The organism is Streptomyces deserti (assembly GCF_054782695.1).
On record NZ_BAAGRZ010000022.1, the window covers coordinates 81,814 to 100,072 of the forward strand.

The 18,259-nt window shown below is 71.1% G+C and carries 16 protein-coding genes and 1 pseudogene; 9 read left to right on the forward strand and 8 right to left on the reverse strand.

Annotated elements, in window-relative coordinates; translation table 11 throughout:
- Window positions 1–148 precede the first annotated feature (148 nt).
- The 5 genes from ACYVMZ_RS28690 (at window position 149) to ACYVMZ_RS28710 (ending at window position 4,908) form a co-directional block, all read left to right on the forward strand.
- Window positions 149–1,468 carry an ABC transporter substrate-binding protein gene (locus tag ACYVMZ_RS28690; RefSeq protein ID WP_461084675.1) on the forward strand — a complete coding sequence of 440 codons (1,320 nt, stop codon included), beginning with the start codon at window positions 149–151 and terminating at the stop codon, window positions 1,466–1,468.
- Window positions 1,465–2,442, forward strand: a complete 978-nt coding sequence (locus tag ACYVMZ_RS28695) for a carbohydrate ABC transporter permease (protein ID WP_461084677.1) — start codon at window positions 1,465–1,467, stop codon at window positions 2,440–2,442. Before ACYVMZ_RS28690 ends, ACYVMZ_RS28695 begins: the two co-directional genes overlap by 4 nt.
- Window positions 2,439–3,347 carry a carbohydrate ABC transporter permease gene (locus ACYVMZ_RS28700; RefSeq protein ID WP_461084679.1) on the forward strand — a complete coding sequence of 303 codons (909 nt, stop codon included), beginning with the start codon at window positions 2,439–2,441 and terminating at the stop codon, window positions 3,345–3,347. The genes ACYVMZ_RS28695 and ACYVMZ_RS28700 overlap by 4 nt, the downstream gene beginning before the upstream one ends.
- Complete coding sequence (locus tag ACYVMZ_RS28705; protein WP_461084681.1) at window positions 3,344–4,375, forward strand: LacI family DNA-binding transcriptional regulator; 1,032 nt, start codon at window positions 3,344–3,346, stop codon at window positions 4,373–4,375. Before ACYVMZ_RS28700 ends, ACYVMZ_RS28705 begins: the two co-directional genes overlap by 4 nt.
- Window positions 4,376–4,503: 128 nt before the next feature.
- Window positions 4,504–4,908, forward strand: a complete 405-nt coding sequence (locus tag ACYVMZ_RS28710; RefSeq protein WP_461084683.1) for a MarR family winged helix-turn-helix transcriptional regulator — start codon at window positions 4,504–4,506, stop codon at window positions 4,906–4,908.
- 24 nt (window positions 4,909–4,932) lie between these two features.
- Here the strand turns inward: ACYVMZ_RS28710 and ACYVMZ_RS28715 are convergent, their stop codons facing one another.
- The 3 genes from ACYVMZ_RS28715 to ACYVMZ_RS28725 all read right to left on the reverse strand — a co-directional run bounded on the left by ACYVMZ_RS28715 (window position 4,933) and on the right by ACYVMZ_RS28725 (window position 7,558).
- Window positions 4,933–5,337 carry an SseB family protein gene (locus ACYVMZ_RS28715; RefSeq protein ID WP_461084685.1) on the reverse strand — a complete coding sequence of 135 codons (405 nt, stop codon included), beginning with the start codon at window positions 5,335–5,337 and terminating at the stop codon, window positions 4,933–4,935.
- A gap of 176 nt (window positions 5,338–5,513) precedes the next feature.
- On the reverse strand, window positions 5,514–6,068 hold the full coding sequence (locus ACYVMZ_RS28720; protein ID WP_461084687.1) for a cysteine hydrolase family protein: 555 nt from the start codon (window positions 6,066–6,068) through the stop codon (window positions 5,514–5,516).
- Window positions 6,065–7,558 carry a purine-cytosine permease family protein gene (locus ACYVMZ_RS28725; RefSeq protein WP_461084689.1) on the reverse strand — a complete coding sequence of 498 codons (1,494 nt, stop codon included), beginning with the start codon at window positions 7,556–7,558 and terminating at the stop codon, window positions 6,065–6,067. Before ACYVMZ_RS28725 ends, ACYVMZ_RS28720 begins: the two co-directional genes overlap by 4 nt.
- Window positions 7,559–7,717: 159 nt before the next feature.
- On the opposite strand from ACYVMZ_RS28725, the gene ACYVMZ_RS28730 reads away from it, so the two are divergent.
- From ACYVMZ_RS28730 to ACYVMZ_RS28740, 3 genes and pseudogenes are all read left to right on the forward strand, one after another.
- Window positions 7,718–8,038 carry a DUF2795 domain-containing protein gene (locus tag ACYVMZ_RS28730; RefSeq protein ID WP_461084691.1) on the forward strand — a complete coding sequence of 107 codons (321 nt, stop codon included), beginning with the start codon at window positions 7,718–7,720 and terminating at the stop codon, window positions 8,036–8,038.
- A 298-nt stretch (window positions 8,039–8,336) separates the two neighbouring features.
- A pseudogene (locus ACYVMZ_RS28735) lies at window positions 8,337–9,497 on the forward strand (beta-galactosidase); the annotation flags it as partial.
- Window positions 9,498–9,620: 123 nt separating this feature from the next.
- Window positions 9,621–10,688, forward strand: coding sequence for a LacI family DNA-binding transcriptional regulator (locus ACYVMZ_RS28740; protein WP_461084693.1), 1,068 nt, complete (start codon window positions 9,621–9,623; stop codon window positions 10,686–10,688).
- Between the two features lie 54 nt (window positions 10,689–10,742).
- Here ACYVMZ_RS28740 and ACYVMZ_RS28745 read toward each other — a convergent pair whose 3' ends face one another.
- From ACYVMZ_RS28745 to ACYVMZ_RS28765, 5 genes are all read right to left on the reverse strand, one after another.
- Window positions 10,743–11,942, reverse strand: coding sequence for a CaiB/BaiF CoA transferase family protein (locus ACYVMZ_RS28745; RefSeq protein WP_461084695.1), 1,200 nt, complete (start codon window positions 11,940–11,942; stop codon window positions 10,743–10,745).
- Window positions 11,943–12,077: 135 nt separating this feature from the next.
- Window positions 12,078–13,754, reverse strand: a complete 1,677-nt coding sequence (locus tag ACYVMZ_RS28750) for a glycoside hydrolase family 13 protein (protein WP_461084697.1) — start codon at window positions 13,752–13,754, stop codon at window positions 12,078–12,080.
- 34 nt (window positions 13,755–13,788) lie between these two features.
- Window positions 13,789–14,622, reverse strand: a complete 834-nt coding sequence (locus ACYVMZ_RS28755; protein ID WP_461084699.1) for a carbohydrate ABC transporter permease — start codon at window positions 14,620–14,622, stop codon at window positions 13,789–13,791.
- Window positions 14,619–15,599 (reverse strand): carbohydrate ABC transporter permease, encoded by a 981-nt coding sequence (locus ACYVMZ_RS28760; protein ID WP_461084701.1) that lies wholly within the window; start codon window positions 15,597–15,599, stop codon window positions 14,619–14,621. The genes ACYVMZ_RS28755 and ACYVMZ_RS28760 overlap by 4 nt, the downstream gene beginning before the upstream one ends.
- Window positions 15,596–16,891: an ABC transporter substrate-binding protein gene (locus tag ACYVMZ_RS28765; RefSeq protein WP_461084703.1), complete on the reverse strand. Its 1,296-nt coding sequence runs from the start codon at window positions 16,889–16,891 to the stop codon at window positions 15,596–15,598. Before ACYVMZ_RS28765 ends, ACYVMZ_RS28760 begins: the two co-directional genes overlap by 4 nt.
- Window positions 16,892–17,180: 289 nt before the next feature.
- Between ACYVMZ_RS28765 and ACYVMZ_RS28770 the strand changes: the two genes are divergently transcribed.
- Window positions 17,181–18,248: a LacI family DNA-binding transcriptional regulator gene (locus tag ACYVMZ_RS28770; protein WP_461084705.1), complete on the forward strand. Its 1,068-nt coding sequence runs from the start codon at window positions 17,181–17,183 to the stop codon at window positions 18,246–18,248.
- Window positions 18,249–18,259: the final 11 nt, after the last annotated feature.

Consider the following 18,259-nt stretch of genomic DNA (forward strand, 5'->3'; position numbering starts at 1 on the left):
CAACCATTGACAAGTGTCCGGGATGTTTCTCTACTGTGAACGCTCACAGAAGCATGACAGGGCCTCGCGACGGGCGGGACCCAGGTCAGCGCACATCTGCATGGCAGGTCCCCGCAGCAGGCGGGGGCCCAGGTCAGGGGAGAACTCCATGCCGTACACGAAGCGCCGTCGCCTCGTGACTTCCGCCGTCGCCATCGCGCTCGGCGCCACCGCCCTCGCCGCCTGCGGCTCGCCCGACGACGACAGCGAGGCCCAGTCGGGCCCGGTCTCGCTGACGTACTGGACCTGGACGCCCGGCATGGACAAGGTCGTCGACCTGTGGAACAAGGGCCAGGGCAAGAAGGACCAGATCACCGTCACGGTGAAGAAGCAGGCGTCCGGCGACACGCTGGTCACCAAGATCCTCACCGCGCACAAGGCGGGCAAGGCGCCCGACCTGGTGCAGGCCGAGTACCAGGCGCTGCCCACGCTGGTCAGCAACGACGCGCTCGCGGACATCTCGAAGCACGTGGGCGACGCCAAGGACAAGTTCGCCGACGGCGTGTGGCAGCAGACCACGCTGGGCACGGACGCGGTCTACGCGGTCCCGCAGGACATCGGGCCGATGATGTTCTACTACCGCGAGGACCTGTTCAAGCAGTACGGCCTGAAGGTCCCAGCCACCTGGGACGAGTTCGCCGAGACCGCCCGTGAGCTGAAGAAGAAGGCCCCGGACAAGGACCTCACCACCTTCTCCGCCAACGACTCCGGCCTCTTCGCGGGCCTGGCCCAGCAGGCCGGCGCCAAGTGGTGGACGACCGAGGGCGAGAAGTGGAAGGTCGGCATCAACGACGAGGCGACGAAGAAGGTCGCCGAGTTCTGGGGCGGTCTCGTCAAGGAGGGCGCCATCGACAACCAGCCGATGTACACCCCGGCCTGGAACAAGGCGCTCAACACCGGCAAGCAGATCGCCTGGGTCAGCGCGGTGTGGGCGCCGGGCACGCTGACCACGGCCGCGCCCGACACCAAGGGCAAGTGGGCCATGGCCCCGCTCCCCCAGTGGTCCGAGAGCGAGAACGTCACCGGCAGCTGGGGCGGCTCCTCCACCGCCGTCACCACGGACTCCAAGCACCAGGAGGCCGCCGCGAAGTTCGCCGCCTGGCTGAACACCGACGGTGAGGCCCTCAACGCGCTGGCGAAGGAGAGCGGCATCTACCCGGCCGCCACGAACGCCCAGACGTCCGGCGCCTTCCTCGAGCCGCCGGCCTACTTCTCCAACCAGGCGGACTTCTACACCAAGGCCGCCGAGATCGCCGAGACCACCGCGCCCTCCGCGTGGGGCCCGAACGTCAACGTCGCCTACACGACCTTCAAGGACGCCTTCGGTGCCGCCGCGAAGAACAAGTCGGACTTCGTCGCCGCGCTGAACGAGATGCAGGACGACACGGTCGCCGACATGAAGAAGCAGGGCTTCGAGGTCGCTCGGTGAAAAGCACGGCACGCCGGAGGTCGTACGGGGTCGAGGGGGCCCCGTACGCCCACCCGTCTCCCACCGCCACCCTCAAACGAGCGCGCAGCGCCCCCTATGTCTTCCTCCTCCCCGCAACCGTCCTCTTCGCGCTGTTCTTCGCACTGCCCATCGGCTACGCGGTCTGGCTCAGCTTCCGCAAGGTGAAGGTCTCGGGCCTGGGCCTCGGCTCCGGCGCCCGCAGGGAGGTCTGGGCCGGCCTGGAGAACTACACCGACGCCCTCTCCGACAGCGAGCTGCTGCACGGCGCGCTGCGCGTGCTCGGCTACGGCTGCGTCGTCGTCCCGGTGATGCTGGGCCTGGCCCTGCTGTTCGCGCTGATGCTCGACTCCGAGAAGGTGCGGCTCGCCCCCTTCACCCGGCTCGCGATCTTCCTGCCGTACGCCGTCCCCGGCGTGGTGGCGGCCCTGCTGTGGGGCTTTCTGTACCTGCCGGACGTGAGCCCCTTCTACTTCGTGCTCGACAGGCTGGGCCTGCCGCAGCCCGACCTGCTGGACGGTGGCCCGCTGTACCTGGCCCTGTCGAACATCGCGATCTGGGGCGGCACCGGCTTCAACATGATCGTCATCTACACCTCGTTGCAGGCCATCCCGGCCGAGGTGTACGAGGCGGCGAAGCTGGACGGCGCCACCCCGCTGCAGATCGCCCTGAAGATCAAGATTCCGATGGTGGCGCCCTCGCTGGTGCTGACCTTCTTCTTCTCGATCACCGCGACGCTCCAGGTGTTCAACGAGCCGACCACACTGAAGCCGCTCACCAACTCCGTGTCCACCACCTGGAGTCCGCTGATGAAGGTGTACCAGGACGCCTTCGGCAAGGGCGACATCTACGCGGCCGCCGCCCAGGCCACGATCATCGCCCTGGCCACGCTGCTGCTGTCCTTCGGCTTCCTGCGGGCCGCGAACCGTCGTCAGAAGCAGGAGGCGGGACGATGAGTTCTCTCGTCATCGGCAAGGCCGAGCCGGCGGCGGGCACCACGCCCGGCACCGCCCAGGACCGCCCGCCGCTGCGCCGCCGGATCGCGCTGGTCCCGACGATCACGCTGCTGCTCGGCGCGGTCTACTGCCTGCTGCCGGTCGCCTGGGTGATCATCGCGGCCACCAAATCCGGCCGTGAGCTGTTCTCCACGTTCACGTTCCTGCCGGGTACCGGCTTCGCCGACAACTTCTCGGACCTCAGCGCCTACCGCGACGGCGTGTACTGGGAGTGGATGGGCAACTCCGCCCTGTACGCCGGTCTCGGCGCGCTGCTGTCGGCGTGCGTGTCGGCGTTCAGCGGCTACGCGCTGGCGACCTACCGCTTCCGGGGCCGCGAGACGATGTTCAACGTCCTGCTCGCGGGTGTGCTGATGCCGCCGGTGATCCTGGCCGTCCCGCAGTACCTGCTGCTGGCGAAGGCCGACCTGACGGACTCGTACCTGTCGGTGCTGCTGCCGCAGATCCTGTCGCCGTACGGCGTCTACCTGTCGCGGATCTACGCCGCCGCGGCCGTGCCCGCCGACGTGGTGGAGGCCGGGCGGATGGACGGGGCGAGCGAGTGGCGGATCTTCACGCGGATCGCGCTGCCGATGATGATCCCCGGGATGGTGACGGTGTTCCTGTTCCAGTTCGTCGCGATCTGGAACAACTTCCTGCTGCCGTACATCATGCTCAGCGACGACGAGAAGTTCCCGATCACGCTCGGCCTGTACACACTCCTCGAACAGGGCGCCAACACGCCGGCGCTGTACACGCTGGTGATCACGGGCGCGTTCCTCGCGGTGCTGCCGCTGGTCGCTCTCTTCCTGGTCATCCAGCGGTTCTGGAGCCTGGATCTGCTGTCCGGGGCCGTAAAGTCATGACCATGAGCAACACGGGGGGCAGGCGCAGGCCGCCGACGATCCACGACGTGGCGCGCGAGGCGGGTGTCTCGCGCGGCACCGTCTCGCGCGTGCTCAACGGCGGCCACTACGTCAGTCCGGCCGCCCAGGAGGCGGTCAACGCGGCGATCCGCAAGACGGGGTACGTGGTCAACCGGCACGCCCGCTCCCTGATCACCGGGCGCTCCGACTCGATCGGCTTCCTGCTGACGGAGCCGCAGGAGCGCTTCTTCGAGGACCCCAACTTCAACGTCCTGCTGCGTGGCTGCACGCAGGCGCTGGCCGCGCACGACATCCCGCTGCTGCTGATGCTGGCGGGCACCGAGGACGAACGACGGCGCATCACGCGGTACATCACCGCCGGACACGTCGACGGGGTGCTGCTGGTCTCCAGCCACTCCGGGGACCCGGTCGCCGAGCAGCTGCGCGAGGCGGGCGTGCCGCTGGTCGCGTGCGGCAAGCCGATCGGGCTGGGCTCCAAGGTGAGTTACGTGGCCGCCGACGACCGGGACGGCGCCCGGGACATGGTCCGCCACCTGCTGTCGCTCGGGCGGCGCCGGGTGGGCATGGTGACCGGCCCGCTGGACACGCCCGGCGGTGTCGAGCGTCTCGCCGGCTACAAGGAGGTCCTCACCGAGGCGGGCGTCGCGATCGACGACAAGCTCATCGTCTCCGGCGACTACAGCCGGGCCAGCGGTGAGGCGGGCGCCGAGCGGCTGCTGGCCCAGGCCCCCGACATCGACGCGGTGTTCGTCGCGTCCGACCTGATGGCGCAGGGCGTGCTGACGGCGCTGCACCGGGCCGGGCGGCTGGTCCCGCAGGACGTCGCGGTCGGCGGCTTCGACGACTCCCCCGCCGCCCTGGCCTCCAGCCCCGAGCTCACCACCATCCGGCAGCCCTGGGACCGGATCAGTGCCGAGATGGTGCGGGTGCTGCTCGCCCAGATCGGCGGGGAGGATCCGGCAGCGGTGATCCTGCCGACGGAGCTGGTGAAGCGGGAGTCCACGTAGCGCGCGGGAGGGTGGCTGCACGCAGGCGCCGACCGCGCACTGGGGGCGCCGCCTGACCTGCCGAGCGGTCGTCGCCCGACAGTAGTTGCACGTTCATCGAATGGCCGTTCCGGTGTTACCGTTCGGGTATGGCAGCGAAGACGGCCGGCGCGCGGCTCGAGGAGCGGTGGCGGGACATCCTGTCGGTGCACGCGCGCACGATGTGCGAGATCGACCGCGCACTGCATCCGCATGGTCTGGGCGCGTCCGACTTCGAGGTGCTGGACATCCTGGCGACCGCGGCGCCCGAGGAGGGCGCCCAGTGCCGGGTGCAGAACCTGGTGGGGCGGGTGCATCTCAGCCAGAGCGCGCTGTCCCGCCTCATCGCGCGACTGGAGAAGGACGGCCTGGTGACGCGGTCCGTGTGCGTGGAGGACCGGCGCGGCGTCTGGGTCGCCCTCACGCGCGAGGGCCGCGACCTGCACGCCCGGGTGCTCCCGCTGCAGCGGGCCGCGCTGGCCCGCACGCTGGGCGAAGGGGCACCGGCCGAGTAGGGCGGCCCCGCGGAATGCGGCCCGTCAGTGCTGCGGGCGCGCCAGTAGGGTGCGTACCCCCTCCGAGGTCAGTGTCAGACGGTGGGACGAGCTGCCGTCGATGGTGAGCGACAGGTCGTCGGCGGGCCACTGCGCGGCGAGGGCGCCGAGGGGCACGAGGCGGTAGCGGGAGACGAACGGCAGCAGGTCGGCCATCTCCGTCTCCGAGGTGAACACGGGCACCACCGGCTCGCCGCCCGGCTGCTCCAGCACCGGCAGCGCCACCGCCGTGGGGCTGGCGGCGTCCTCGTCGCTCGCGTCGTCGGGCACGGGGATGAGTACGTCGCTGTTGGCCAGGGCGTCCAGCGCCGCCTGGTCCTCGGTGTTCTCAGCGAGCACGTCCAGGGCGCGCTGGGCGGGCGTCGGGGCGTTGTTGGCGGGTGTCTCCATGGCAGCTTCCCTGGTAGCGAAGGTTGAGCGGCCCGCCCGGGACATGATCGCTCCCGGGCGCGTTCTGCCTCGCGTACCCGGTCGGGTCCGGGGCAATCCTCCGTGACCCATGAGGTTCTGATGATGATCAGGGGATCTGCCTCCGCCGAGCGGGGCCAGGCGGGTCCCGGTGTCACTCATGCCGACTCCCCCAGCAGTTCCGCGACGGTCGTCACCCGGACCAGCGGCCGGTACAGGTCCATGATCTGCAGCGCCTTGGCATGGGAGTCGTCGTCGGCACCCGCGCAGGCGTCCGCGACGACCAGCACCTCGACGCCCGCGTCGGCGGCGGCGAGGGCCGTGGACAGCACGCAGCAGTCGGTGCTGACGCCGGCCAGGACCAGGCGGCCCTGCGGGCCGACGTGCTCGGCGAGTTCCGGGGTCCACTTGCCGAAGGTCGGGGCGTCCAGGACATGCAGGGCCCGGGCGGCGAACTCGTCGGTCAGCCGCCACAGCGGGTCGTCCGGCGGCCGGCGGGCGAAGGACCACTGCTCGTAGTAGGCCCGCCAGGCGCCGACCGGTTCGGCGGGCGGCACGAAACGGGTGAAGGTGACGTGGTTGGCGAAGGCCAGTAGCAGGCGCCGTACGCCGGCCGCCGCCGCGGCGAACCGGGGGGCCGCCCAGGGGCTCGCGGGGTCGGCGAAGACGTGCTGCATGTCGATGACGGCGAGCCGTCCGACGGGGTCACTCATACGACCGGCGCTTCCGTCTCTGCGGGGCTCGCGGGCAGTTCCTCCTGGCGGCGGACCTGTCCGCGCCGCAACGCCAGGGTGCCGAGGAAGCCGAGGGCGAGGGCGGCCAGGACGCCGAGGTTGGCGTACGCCCAGGAGCCGGTGCGGCCGCCCAGGCCTACTGGTCCGAGCAGATAGCCCTGCCAGTCCAGCCAGCCGGCGGCCGAGTTGGTGACCAGCCCCCAGCCGACGGCGGTGGCGGCGAGCGTGAGCAGGAGCGGGGCGAACGGTACGTCGCCGTAGCGGCCGCGCGGGCGGTACAGGTCACTCTCGTCGTAGGCGCGGCGGCGTAGGGCCAGGTCGGCGAGCATGACGCCGCACCAGGCGGCGATGGGCACGCCCAGGGTCGTCAGGAAGCCCATGAACGGGCCGAGGAAGTCGTCGGCGAAGAACACGATGTACACCGCGCCCGCGATCATCAGGAGGCCGTCGACGAGGGCGGCCAGCGGGCGGGGTATCCGCAGGCCCGCGGAGAGCAGGGCCAGGCCCGAGGAGTAGATGTCGAGGACCGCGCCGCCGACCAGCCCCAGCACCGCGACCACGGCGAACGGCACCAGGAACCAGGTGGGCAGGATCGTGGTCAGCGCGCCGATCGGGTCGGCGGCGACGGCCGCGTTCAGGGTGCTGGAGGAGCCGGCCAGCAGCAGCCCGAAGACCAGCAGGAGCAGCGGGGCGAGCGAGGCGCCGAAGGCGGTCCAGCCGGCCACGCCCCGGCTGGAGGAGGTGCGCGGCAGATAGCGGGAGTAGTCGGCGGCGGCGTTGACCCAGCCGAGGCCGAAGCCGGTCATCATGAACACCAGCGCGCCGATGAACTCCTGGGCGGAGCCGGACGGGATCGCGCCGACGGTGCTCCAGTGCACGTGGTCGGCGACGAGCGCCACGTAGGCGAGGGTGAGGACGCCCGTGACCACGGTGATCACGGTCTGCAGCCGCATGATCAGGTCGAAGCCCATGACGCCGACGACGACGGTCAGGGCGCTGACCAGGATCAGGGCGACCACCTTGGTCTCCGTGCCGCCGCCCCAGCCGAGCCGTCCGAAGACCGTGGCCGTGGCCAGGGTGGCCAGGGCGCACAGCACGGTCTCCCAGCCGACGGTCAGCATCCAGGAGATCACCGAGGGCAGGCGGTTGCCGCGCACTCCGTAGGCGGCGCGGCTGAGGACCATCGTCGGCGCGGAGCCGCGTTTGCCGGCCACCGCGACGAGGCCGCACAGCAGGAACGAGAAGACGATGCCGGTCACTCCGGCGATCAGTGCCTGCCAGAAGGAGATCCCGAAGCCGAGCACGAACGCGCCGTAGCTCAGTCCGAGGACGGAGACGTTGGCGCCGAACCACGGCCAGAACAGGGTCCGGGGGGTGCCCTTGCGCTCGGCGTCCCCGATCACGTCCAGGCCGTGCGTCTCCACCTGGAGCTGCCGGGCCGCTGGTTTGCTGTCGAGTGGGTCCGTCATGGTCGGCCTGCCTGTCCGTGAGGGTCGAGCGAAAGCCAGCGGAAACTGAGCGGGCGGGTCCCCCGGCGTCAGGAGTGACCTGGGTGGCCGCCGGGGTGAGGACCGCGCCACCGGTGGATACCCGGAACAACACCGCATGATCCATGGAAAGAGGCAGTCATGGCCCACACGACGAGCGCCCGGGACGTGGTGGACGCCATCAAGGACGTCCGCTTCCCGGCGAGCAAGGACGAACTGATCGACGCCGCACGCAGGGCGGGCGCCTCCGAGGAGGTCGTCGCGGCGCTGCGCGGCATTCCGCCGGAGGGCTACGCCAACAAGGAGGAGGTGGCCCGGTCGGTGCGGGTGGACCCGGACTCCGACCTCGGCCTGAGCCCCGCGCAGCGCGCCGAGCAGGCCCGCGCGGGCGGCAAGCCCGGCCAGTCCCAGCACCTGCGGGACGTGCCCAAGCCCCCGGTGCAGGAGGAACTCGACCGCTGACCACGCCAACGTGACCACGACTACGTGACCACGACAACGTGACGACGACAGCAACGTGCGACGGCGGCCCGCGAAGCGCAGGAGGCCGGGACGACTCCGAGCGCCCGGGGCGAGACGACCGGGGCGTCGAAGCAACGCGCGCACCTGGCCGGTCGCACCTCCCGGACACACGAGGAGCGGGTCGGCGCCCTGCGCCGCGGCAAGCAGCAGTGGCGCACCGGCGATGCGGCCGAGCGGGAGATGCGGGATCCGGCCGCGCCGGGTCCGGGACCGACGTATGCCGGTCGCGGGCGTCCCGACCACACCGGCCGGCATGAACGGGTGTTCCGGGCAGTCGCACGCCACCGGCTACCCCAACGACCTGCCCGTCCTGACGTACGACTTCCAGGCGCCGCTCGGCGAGACGTTCACGGTCGAGTTCCCGGACGCCCCCGCGCTGACCCTGCCCAGCACCCCTGTCACCGTCCCCTCCGGCGCCTACTTCTGCTGGCCGCTCCGGCTCGACGTCGCCGGTCTGCGGCTGGAGTGGGCCACCGCGCAGCCGGTGTGCACCGTCGACGCGGACGGGCGGACGGTCCTGGTACTGGCCGCCACGGACGGCATCGCCCCCGAACTGGCCCTGGACGCGGGCACGGTGGCGTCGGTCCGCGCTCCCTCGGGGGATGTCACCCGCGTCGACGGCCGCGTGCTGGTGACCGGGCTGCGCCCCGGCACCGACGCCCTGGTCGAGGTGGACACGGCCGACGGCGGACGTATCGGCCTGCTGGTCCTGGACGCGGCGACCGCGCGGACCGCCTACCGGGGTGTCGCCTGGGGAGCACAGCGGCTGGTGCTGTCCGGTGACGGCGTCGTCTTCGACGGTGACGAGGTACGGCTGCACAGCACGGCCGCGCGGCCGTCGTTCGCGGTGCTGCCCGCGCCGGACCGGGCCCCGCTGGTGGCCGGGGCGGCCGTGCGGGAGGCGGCGGACGGGGTCTTCACCCGCTACACGGTCGAGCCCGCCGACGCCCTGCACCCGGCTGCCGCGCGGGTCACTCTCGTACGGCCGGCCGGTGAGGCGCCCGAGCCCGTCACCGGTGTGCTGGGGCGGGCGAGCGTACCGGCGGACCAGCACGTCGACGCCCTGGCCGCCGAGTACGACGTCGACATACCGGAGGACCTGCCGCACGACCCGGGCGGAGTCCTGCTGCGGCTGCGCTGGACCGGGGACCTGGCGCGGGCGTACGTCGGCGGCACGCTCGTCGCCGACCAGTTCTTCTCGGGGCGGGTCTGGGACATCGGCCTCGACCGGCTCCCCGGCGGGGCGCCGCGCACCGAGGGCCTGCGGCTGAAGGTGCTGCCGATGGCCGCGGACGCCCCGGTGTACGTGCCGGAGCAGGCGGGGGACTCCTGGCGGGCGGCCGCCGTGCCGAGCGCCGAGTGGGTGCTCACCCGCCGCTGGGCGGTCCGGACGGGATGAGGCCGCCCGTGGTCCCGGGGGCTCCGTCGCCCTCGGGGCCGTCCTCCCGGGCACCCGGCCTATGCTGGGGTCCTGCCCGGCGGGACAGGACCGCCGCATCCGACGCCGAGGACATCACCCGCCATGACACCGAGCGCCGCCGACGGCTCCGTCACCAAGGGGCGCAGCAGACGCAACTTCGCGGGGTCGCGCCCGGTGATGGACGACGTGGCACGGCTGGCCGGGGTGTCCAAGCAGACCGTCTCCCGGGTGCTCAACGACCATCCTGCCGTGCGGCCCGCGACACGCGAGGCGGTCCTGGACGCCATACGGACGCTCGGCTACCGGCCCAGCCGCAGCGCCCGGTCCCTGGCCAGCGGCCGGACCCGGATGCTCGGGGTCATCACCTTCGACGCCGCCCGCTACGGCCCCGCCGCCATCCTGACCGCGATCAACACCGCGGCCCAGGAGGCCGGTTACCTGGTGAGCTCCATCGCGCTGGACACGGCCGACCACGCCACCGTCGTCGAGGCCGTGAACCGGTTGTCGGCCGAGGGCGCGGACGGCGTGATCGCCATCGCCCCGCAGCTGTGGGTGAGCCGGGCCCTGGCCGAGACCGACCTCGACACTCCCCTGGTGGTACTGGAGAGCCCCCTCGACGACGGCACCCCCCTGGTCACCGGCGACTCCCGCACCGGAGCCCGCAAGGCCACCGCGCACCTCCTCGACCTGGGGCACCGCACCGTCTGGCACGTCGCGGGCCCGGCCGGCTGGACCTCCGCCGACCACCGCCTGGCGAGCTGGCAGGCCACCCTCCGGGCGGCAGGGGCCGAGGTCCCGGCTCCCCTCGTCGGTGACTGGAGCTCCGGTTCCGGCTACGACCTGGGCCGGCGGCTGGCCCGGAGCCCGGAGGTGACCGCGGTGTTCGTCTCCAACGACCAGATGGCGCTCGGCGTCCTGCACGCCCTGCACGAGGCCGGGCGCTCCGTTCCCGGTGACATCAGCGTCGTCGGCTACGACGACATCCCCGAGGCCGCCCACTTCCTGCCCCCGCTCACCACGGTGCGCACCGACTTCGCCGAGATCGGCACCCGTTCGCTGCGTCTGCTGCTGAGCCGGATCGACGGCACGGACGAGCCTCCCCGGGTCGACACCCTCGTCCCCGTCGACCTCGTCGTCCGCGCCAGCACCGGCCCGGCGGCGGGGCGCTGAGCGAAAACGCGTCGCCGCGCCAGGGCTGGGACCGTCATGCCCCCCTGGGGGCGTTCAGATGACCCGGTCGGCCCGCAGGGCGGCGATCCCGGCCGGGTCGTAGCCGAGTTCCGTCAGGATGCTCTCCGTGTGCTCGCCGACGGCCGGGACGGCGTCCATGCGGGGCGCGGTCCCGGACAGGTCGACGGGCGGCAGGAGCGCCGAGACCATCGCTCCGCCGGGGATCCGTACGTCCCGCCAGCGGTCCCTGTCGCTCAGTACGGGGTGGGCCAGGAAGTCCTCGATCCCGTTGACGCCTGCGTTGGCGACGCCCGCCTCGTCCAGCAGCTTCACGATCGCGCCACTGTCCAGCTCGGCGAAGCGGGCGGCGACGATCGCGTTCAGTTCCTCGCGGTGCGCCACGCGGTCCGCGCCGGTGGCGAAGCGGGGATCGTCGACGAGGTCCGGGCGCCGCAGGAACCGCTCGCACAGGGCGACCCACTCGCGCTCGTTCTGGATGGAGAACAGCACGTCCTTGCCGTCGGCCGCGGTGTACGCGCCGTACGGGGCGATGGTGGCGTGCTGGGTGCCGATGCGCGGGGGCGGGGTGCCGCCGTAGCGGGTGTAGTAGGCGGGCTGGTGCATCCACTCGGCCAGCGCCTCGAACAGCGAGAGCTCCACGGCGCGGGCGACACCGGTGGTCGCGCGTGTGAACAGGGCGGTGAGGATGCCGGAGTAGGCGTACATGCCGGCGGCGATGTCGGCGACCGAGATGCCCGCCCGCGCGGAGCCGTGCTCGTTGCCGGTCAGTGAGACCAGGCCGGTCTGGCACTGCACCAGCAGGTCGTACGCCTTGCGGTCGGCCCACGGCCCGGTGGTGCCGTACCCGGAGATGGTGCACGGGATGAGGGAGGGGTGGCGCTCCTTCAGGGCGGCCGCGTCCAGGCTCATCCTGGCGGCCGCGCCCGGGGCCAGGTTCTGCACGAACACGTCGGCGTCCGCGAGCAGCCGCTCCAGGATCCGCCGCCCCCGCTCGGCCTTGAGGTCGAGCGTCAGGGACTCCTTGGACCGGTTCAGCCAGACGAAGTAGCTGGACTCGCCGTGCACGGTCGTGTCGTACCGGCGGGCGAAGTCGCCCCCGCCCGGCCGCTCCACCTTGATCACCCGCGCGCCGAGGTCGGCCAGCTGACGGGTGGCGAAGGGAGCCGCCACCGCCTGCTCGACACTGACGACGGTGATACCGGCGAGCGGCAGGTCCGCGGGGCGTTCGGTCATGCGGGGGCCTCCAGGAGCGTGTACGTGATCACCCCATGTTCCCCGTGGACGGCGGCGGCGGGAAGAGCCGCCACCAAGGTCCCCGCCGTCACCCCGCGGGCTCAGCTGCTCGTGCTCGCGTCCGCGCGGCTCGGACTACACCTCCAGCCAGACCGCGTGGTCCGGCGGCAGCAGGCCGTCTTCGAGGGGGCCGCTGGTCAGGAGGACGGAGGTGTGCTCGGGCAGGGGGCACGGCTCCGCGGAGAGGTTGACCGCGCAGACGAGTCCGGGTTCGCGGCGGAAGGTGAGGACTCCGTCGGGGGCGTGCAGCCAGGTCATGTCGCCGTCGCCGAGCGCGGGGTGATCGCGGCGCAGGCGCAGGGCGGCGCGGTACAGCTCCAGCATCGAGGTCTCGTCCCCGGTCTGGGCCGCCACACTGCGCTCGGCCCAGTCCGCGGGCTGCGGCAGCCAGGGTGTGGTGGTGGCGTCCTCGGGGCTGAACCCGTACGGCGCGCTCCGCCCGGACCAGGGAATCGGCACCCGGCAGCCGTCACGGCCGCGGTCGGTGTGCCCGGACCGCTCCCAGATCGGGTCCTGGAGGACCGCTTCGGGCAGGTCCTCGACCTCCGGCAGGCCGAGCTCCTCGCCCTGGTAGACGTACGCGCCGCCGGGCAGGGCGAGCATCAGCAGGGCGGCCGCGCGGGCGCGGCGGGTGCCGAGCGCCAGGTCCAGCGGGCCGTCGGGGCGGTAGGGCTCGTTGGCCACCCAGCGCCTGACCGTCCTACGGCCGTAGCGGCTGACGTGGCGCATGACGTCGTGGTTGGAGAGCACCCAGGTGGCGGGGGCGCCGACCGCGCGGAGCATGGCGAGGGAGTCGTCGATGACCGCGCGCAGGTCCTTGGAGTCCCAACTAGCCATGAGGAAGTCGAAGTTGAACGCGGTGTGCAGGCCGTCCCGGCGGAGGTAGGCGGCGAGCCGCTCCGGGGTGTCCGCCCAGGCCTCGGCGACGAAGGCCCGGTCGCCGGGGAACTCGTCGGCCACCTTGCGCCAGGCGCGGTAGATGTCGTGCACCTCGTCGCGGTCCCAGTGCGGGTGATCGATGTGCCGGCGCGGTCGCTCGTCCGCGTCGTCCCGGCGGGCGTTCGGCCCCAGCACCCCCGCGGGCTCGTCGCGGGGCGGCAGGTCGGGCAGCTCCGGGTCCTTCACGAGGCCGTGGGCGACGTCGATACGGAAGCCGTCCACGCCCCGGCTGAACCAGACCCGCAGGACGGACTCGAACTCCGCCCGCACCTCGGGGTGTTGCCAGTTGAGGTCGGGCTGCTGGGGGGCGAACAGGTGCAGGTACCACTCGCCGTCGGGCAGCCGGGTCCAGGCGGGCCCCCCGAAGCAGGAGACCCAGTCGTTGGGCGGCTGGGCGCCGTCGGGTCCGCGGCCGGGGCGGAAGACGTAGCGTTCGCGTTCCGGGCTGCCCGGTCCGGCCGCGAGCGCCGCCCGGAACCAGGTGTGCTGGTCGGAGGTGTGGTTGGGCACGATGTCGGGGATGACGCGGATGCCGTGCTCGTGCGCGTCCTCGATGAGCTGCTCGGCCTCGGCGAGGGTGCCGAACAGCGGGTCGATGTCGCGGAAGTCGGCCACGTCGTATCCGTGGTCGGCCATCGGCGACTTGTACCACGGGTTGATCCATATGGCGTCGACGCCGAGCGACTTCAGATACGGCAGGCGGGAGCGGAGGCCGGCGATGTCGCCGACGCCGTCACCGTTTCCGTCGGCGAAACTGCGGATGTAGACCTGGTAGATGACGGCGCTGCGCCACCACGGAGCGGTTCCGGACATGCTGCTGCGTTGCTCCTTGGACGTGGAAGGGTGTCTACTTCGCCGCGCCGGCCGTGAGCCCGGCGACGATACGGCGCTGGAAGACCAGCACCATGACCACCAGCGGGATGGTCACGAGAACGCCCGCCGCCATCTGGCTGCCGAACGGCGTCTGGTACGTCGTGGCACCGCTGAACTTCGAGATGGCGACCGTCGCCGTCTGCATGCCGGGCTTGTTCGTCATCGACAGGGCGATGAGGAACTCGTTCCAGGCGGCGATGAAGGTGATGATCGCGGTGGTGAAGATGCCGGGCGCGGCGAGCGGGACGATGATCCTGCGGAACGCCTGGCCGCGGGTGCAGCCGTCGACCATGGCGGCGTGCTCCAGCTCGTCCGGCATCTGCCGGAAGAAGGTGGTCAGGTTCCACACGGCCAGCGGCAGCGTGAAGGACATGCTCGGCACGATCATGGCCTGGTAGGTGTTGATCCAGCCGATGTCCGTGAAGAGCTTCAGCAGCGGGACCACGATCGACACCACCGGGAACATCGAGGTGGCGATGATCAGGGTGAGGATCAGCCGCTTGAAGCGGAACTCCAGCCGGGCCATCGCATAAGCGGTGAACGTGGCCAGCAGCAGCGACAGTACGGTCGTGACGCCGGCGACGATCAGGCTGTTGAGCAGCGCACGCCCGAACCCCTGGGACGGGCTGAACACCGACCGGTAGTTGTCGAAGGACACCGGGGAGGGGAACAGCGAGGTGCTGAAGATGTCGGTGGTGCGGCGCAGGCTGGAGACCAGCATCCAGTAGAACGGGGCCAGGCAGTACGCCACCACGGCGGCGATACCCGCGTACGGCAGCCACCGCCGCCAACTGGCCGTGACGGTCATGCCATCACCTCCGCGGGACGCGGCGCCGCGGCGGCCTTCCGGCGACTGGTCCTGGCCACCCGCCTGCCTTTCGCGCCGCCGTCGCCGATGAGGTCGGCGCCCAGCAGCCGGACGAAGGCGAGCGCGATGAGGAAGACGTAGAGGAACAGGAGCACCGCGTACGCGGAGGCCGGTCCGAAGCGGACGTTGGAGGCCTCGTTCTGCGCGAGCATCGACAGGGTCTCCACCGAGCCCTTCTGCGCGCCGATCAGGATGTAGGGCAGGTCGAACATCCGCAGCGCGTCCAGGCACCGGAACAGCACCGCCACCAGCAGCGCGGGCTTCACCAGGGGCAGGGTGATGTGCCAGAACCGGGTCCAGGCGCCGGCCCCGTCGATCCGGGCCGCCTCGTGGACCTCCTTCGGGATCACCTGTAGTCCGGCCAGGACCAGCAGCCCGATGAACGGGGCGGTCTTCCACACGTCGGCGACGATGACCGCGAGCTTGGCCTGGAAGCCGTCGGCGGTCCACAGGACCTGGTGGCCGAGGAGGACGTTGGCGATGCCGTCGGCGTTGAAGATCCACTTCCAGAGCAGGCCGGAGATGGCCGTGGGAATCGCCCAGGGCACCAGGATGCTCGCGCGCACCAGCGACCGGCCCCGGAAGGCCCTGTGCATGATCAGCGCCATCGCCACCCCGATCACCGTCTCCAGTGACACCGTGACGACGGTGAAGAACGTGGTGTTCCAGAAGGCGTTCCAGAACCGGTCCCCGGCCTGGGTGAAGATGTCGGTGTAGTTCCGCAGCCCCACGAACGGCTCGGTGCTGGAGATGAAGCCCGTCCTCGGGTCCAGGCCCTTCGGGCCGTACAGCGACTCGTCCAGCGCCATGAGCGTCGGGTAGACCACGACGATCGTCAGCACGAGGAGCGTCGGGGAGACGAGCAGCGCCGCCAGCCGCCCCGCGCCCGCCGTCCTGGGCGCGAACCGGGTCCTCACTGCGCCGTCAGCTTCCGCAGATCGGCCTGGAGGTCCTTCAGCGCCTGCGCGCTGCTCTTCTTGCCGGTCAGCGCGGCGTAGGCCTCCTGCTGGATCGCGGAGGTCACATCGCCGTACTGCACGACCCGCGGACGCGGCACGGCGTGCGTGATGGACTGCTTGAGGTCGGGCAGGTACGGATACTGCTTGTCCAGCGAGGCGTTGTCGTACAGGTCCGCGTACGGCGGGGCGAGGGAGGCGTTCTTCAAAAAGTAGGCGGCGCTTTCCTCACTGCTGAAGTACTTCATGAAGTCCAGCGCGGTGGCCTTGTTCTTGGCGAAGGACGACAGGGCGAGGTTGGAACCGCCGAGGCTGGAGGCGCCGGGTCCGTTCAGTCCGGGCAGCGGCGCGACCGCGAACTTGCCCGCGATTTTGCTCTTCTCCGCCAGGGAATACACGTACGGCCAGTTGCGCAGGAAGATCAGTTTTCCGGCCTGGAAGGCCTGACGGCTGTCCTCCTCCTGGTAGGTGATGGCCTCCTTGGGGATCGTCTTGTTCTTGAAGGAGTCGACCAGGAAGTCCAGGCCCTTCTTGGCCTGCGGGGTGTCGACTTGGGGCGTGCCGTTGGCGTCGGTGATCCGGCCGCCCGCCGAGTCGACGGCCTCGGCGAAGTTCACCGTCAGGCCCTCGTACTTCTGGAACTGCCCGGCGTAGCAGGACATGCCCTTGGCCTCGGGCAGCTTCTCCACCTTGGCGCAGTCGGACTTCATCTCCGCCCAGGTGGACGGTGGCCGGGTGAGGCCCGCCTTCTTCAGCAGGTCGGTGCGGTAGAACAGCAGGCCGCCGTTGGAACTGGCCGGTACGGCATACAGCTTGCCGCGGTACATGCCCGTCTCCGTCACCGGCTTGAGCATCTTCCGCAGCGGGAACTGGTTCGCGGGCAGCGGCTCGATCCACTGATGGGCGGCGAACTCCGACGTCCACACGACGTCGGTGGCGAGCACGGTGTAGGCGTCGGACTTCGTCTCCGCGTTCTGGATCATCTGCTGGCGCTGCGAGTCGGCGTCCGTCGGGAGCTGGATGAAGGTGACCTTCTCCTTCGGGTGCAGCTTGTTCCACCGGTTGATGATCGTCTGGACGGTGCCGGTGGTGTCCTTGCCGGCCACGTACGTGATGGGGCCGCGACCCTTGAACGAGGTCGTCGCGGCCTGCGCGGAGCCGCTGCCGCCGGACGAGCCGCAGGCGGTGAGGAGGAGTCCGGCGGCGGTGAGCGCTGCGGAACACTGAATGGCTCTGGCGGTGCTGGTTTTCACTGTCTCTCCTGGTCGTGCGGAACCGAAGTCGTGGCTGCTCCCCCGGAATACCTCTGGTCAAGAGATTGCGTTGTCACGGTATTTCGTTGACAAAAACACCACTTCAGGAAGGTGAAAGGCGCCCTTTTCGAAGAGGGTGTCTTATTCCTCGCGACAACGTTTGCACGCTAGGAGTGCGGTGTCGGGGAAGTCAATGCGTCTTCGCGTGGTAAGAAGGCAAGAAGATGGTGAGACAGCGTTTGCAATACGAGCCGCCGCAGGGCGATATGCCTGTGCTACCGTCCGCCGCATGCCACCCGCTCAACGGCACCCCACCATGGCTGACGTGGCCGAACGGGCCGGGGTCTCCACATCCACCGTTTCGCGCACGCTGCGCGGCCTGCCCACCGTCTCGCCCGAGGTCCGCGCCCGCGTCGAAAAGGCCGCCCGTGAACTGCACTTCGCGGTCTCGCGGCACGCCGCCAGTCTGGTCACGGGCCGCACCGGCAGCGTCGGCGTGCTCGTGCCCACGCTCACCTCGTGGTTCGTGGGCTCGGCCCTGTCCGGCCTGAGTCCCGTACTGCGGGCGGCCGGCATGGAACTGACGGTCTATGTGATCGCGGACGTGGCCGAGCGCACCTCGTTCTTCGAGCGTCTCCCGGCCCGGCGCAACGCCGACGCGCTGCTGGTGTTCTCCTTCGACCTCACCGACGAGGAGAGCACTCGGCTGGACGCCCTCGGCATGCCGGTCATCCACGTCAGCCAGCACGTCACCGGACGCCCGAGCGTCTACGTCGACGACGTGGCCGGGGCCCTGCACGGCACCCGGCACCTGCTCAACCTCGGCCACCGGCGGATCGCGTTCGTGCCGAGCGTGAGCACCAGAGGCTTCTCCTTCAGCTCCCACGAGCGGCTGCTCGGCTACCGGCAGGCGCTCACCGAAGCGGGCCTTCCCGTGGACGACGACCTGGTGGCCGCCACCCCGGCCGGCGACGAGCGGGGCGCCGCCGAGGCGGTCGGCAGGCTGCTGAGCCTGCGTGAGCCGCCCACCGCCGTCTTCGCCGAGCAGGACGAGATCGCCGTGGCCGTCATCCGGGCGCTGCGCAGGACGGGGATCGAGGTGCCCGGGCAGGTGTCGGTCCTCGGCTTCGACGACCAGCCGCTGGCCCAGTGGTTCGACCTGACCACCGTGGCGCAGTCCCCCTCGGACATCGGCCGCGAGGCCGGCGGACTCGCCCTGTCGCTCATCAACCACTCCGACGCCGACCGTGAGCGGCACATCGTCCTGCCCACGCATGTCATTCCCCGGGCGACCACGGCGCCGCTGGCCCTTCGTACGGGACCGCAGGACGACCAGGGTCACCTGCCGCCCGGCTGACGGGCACAGCG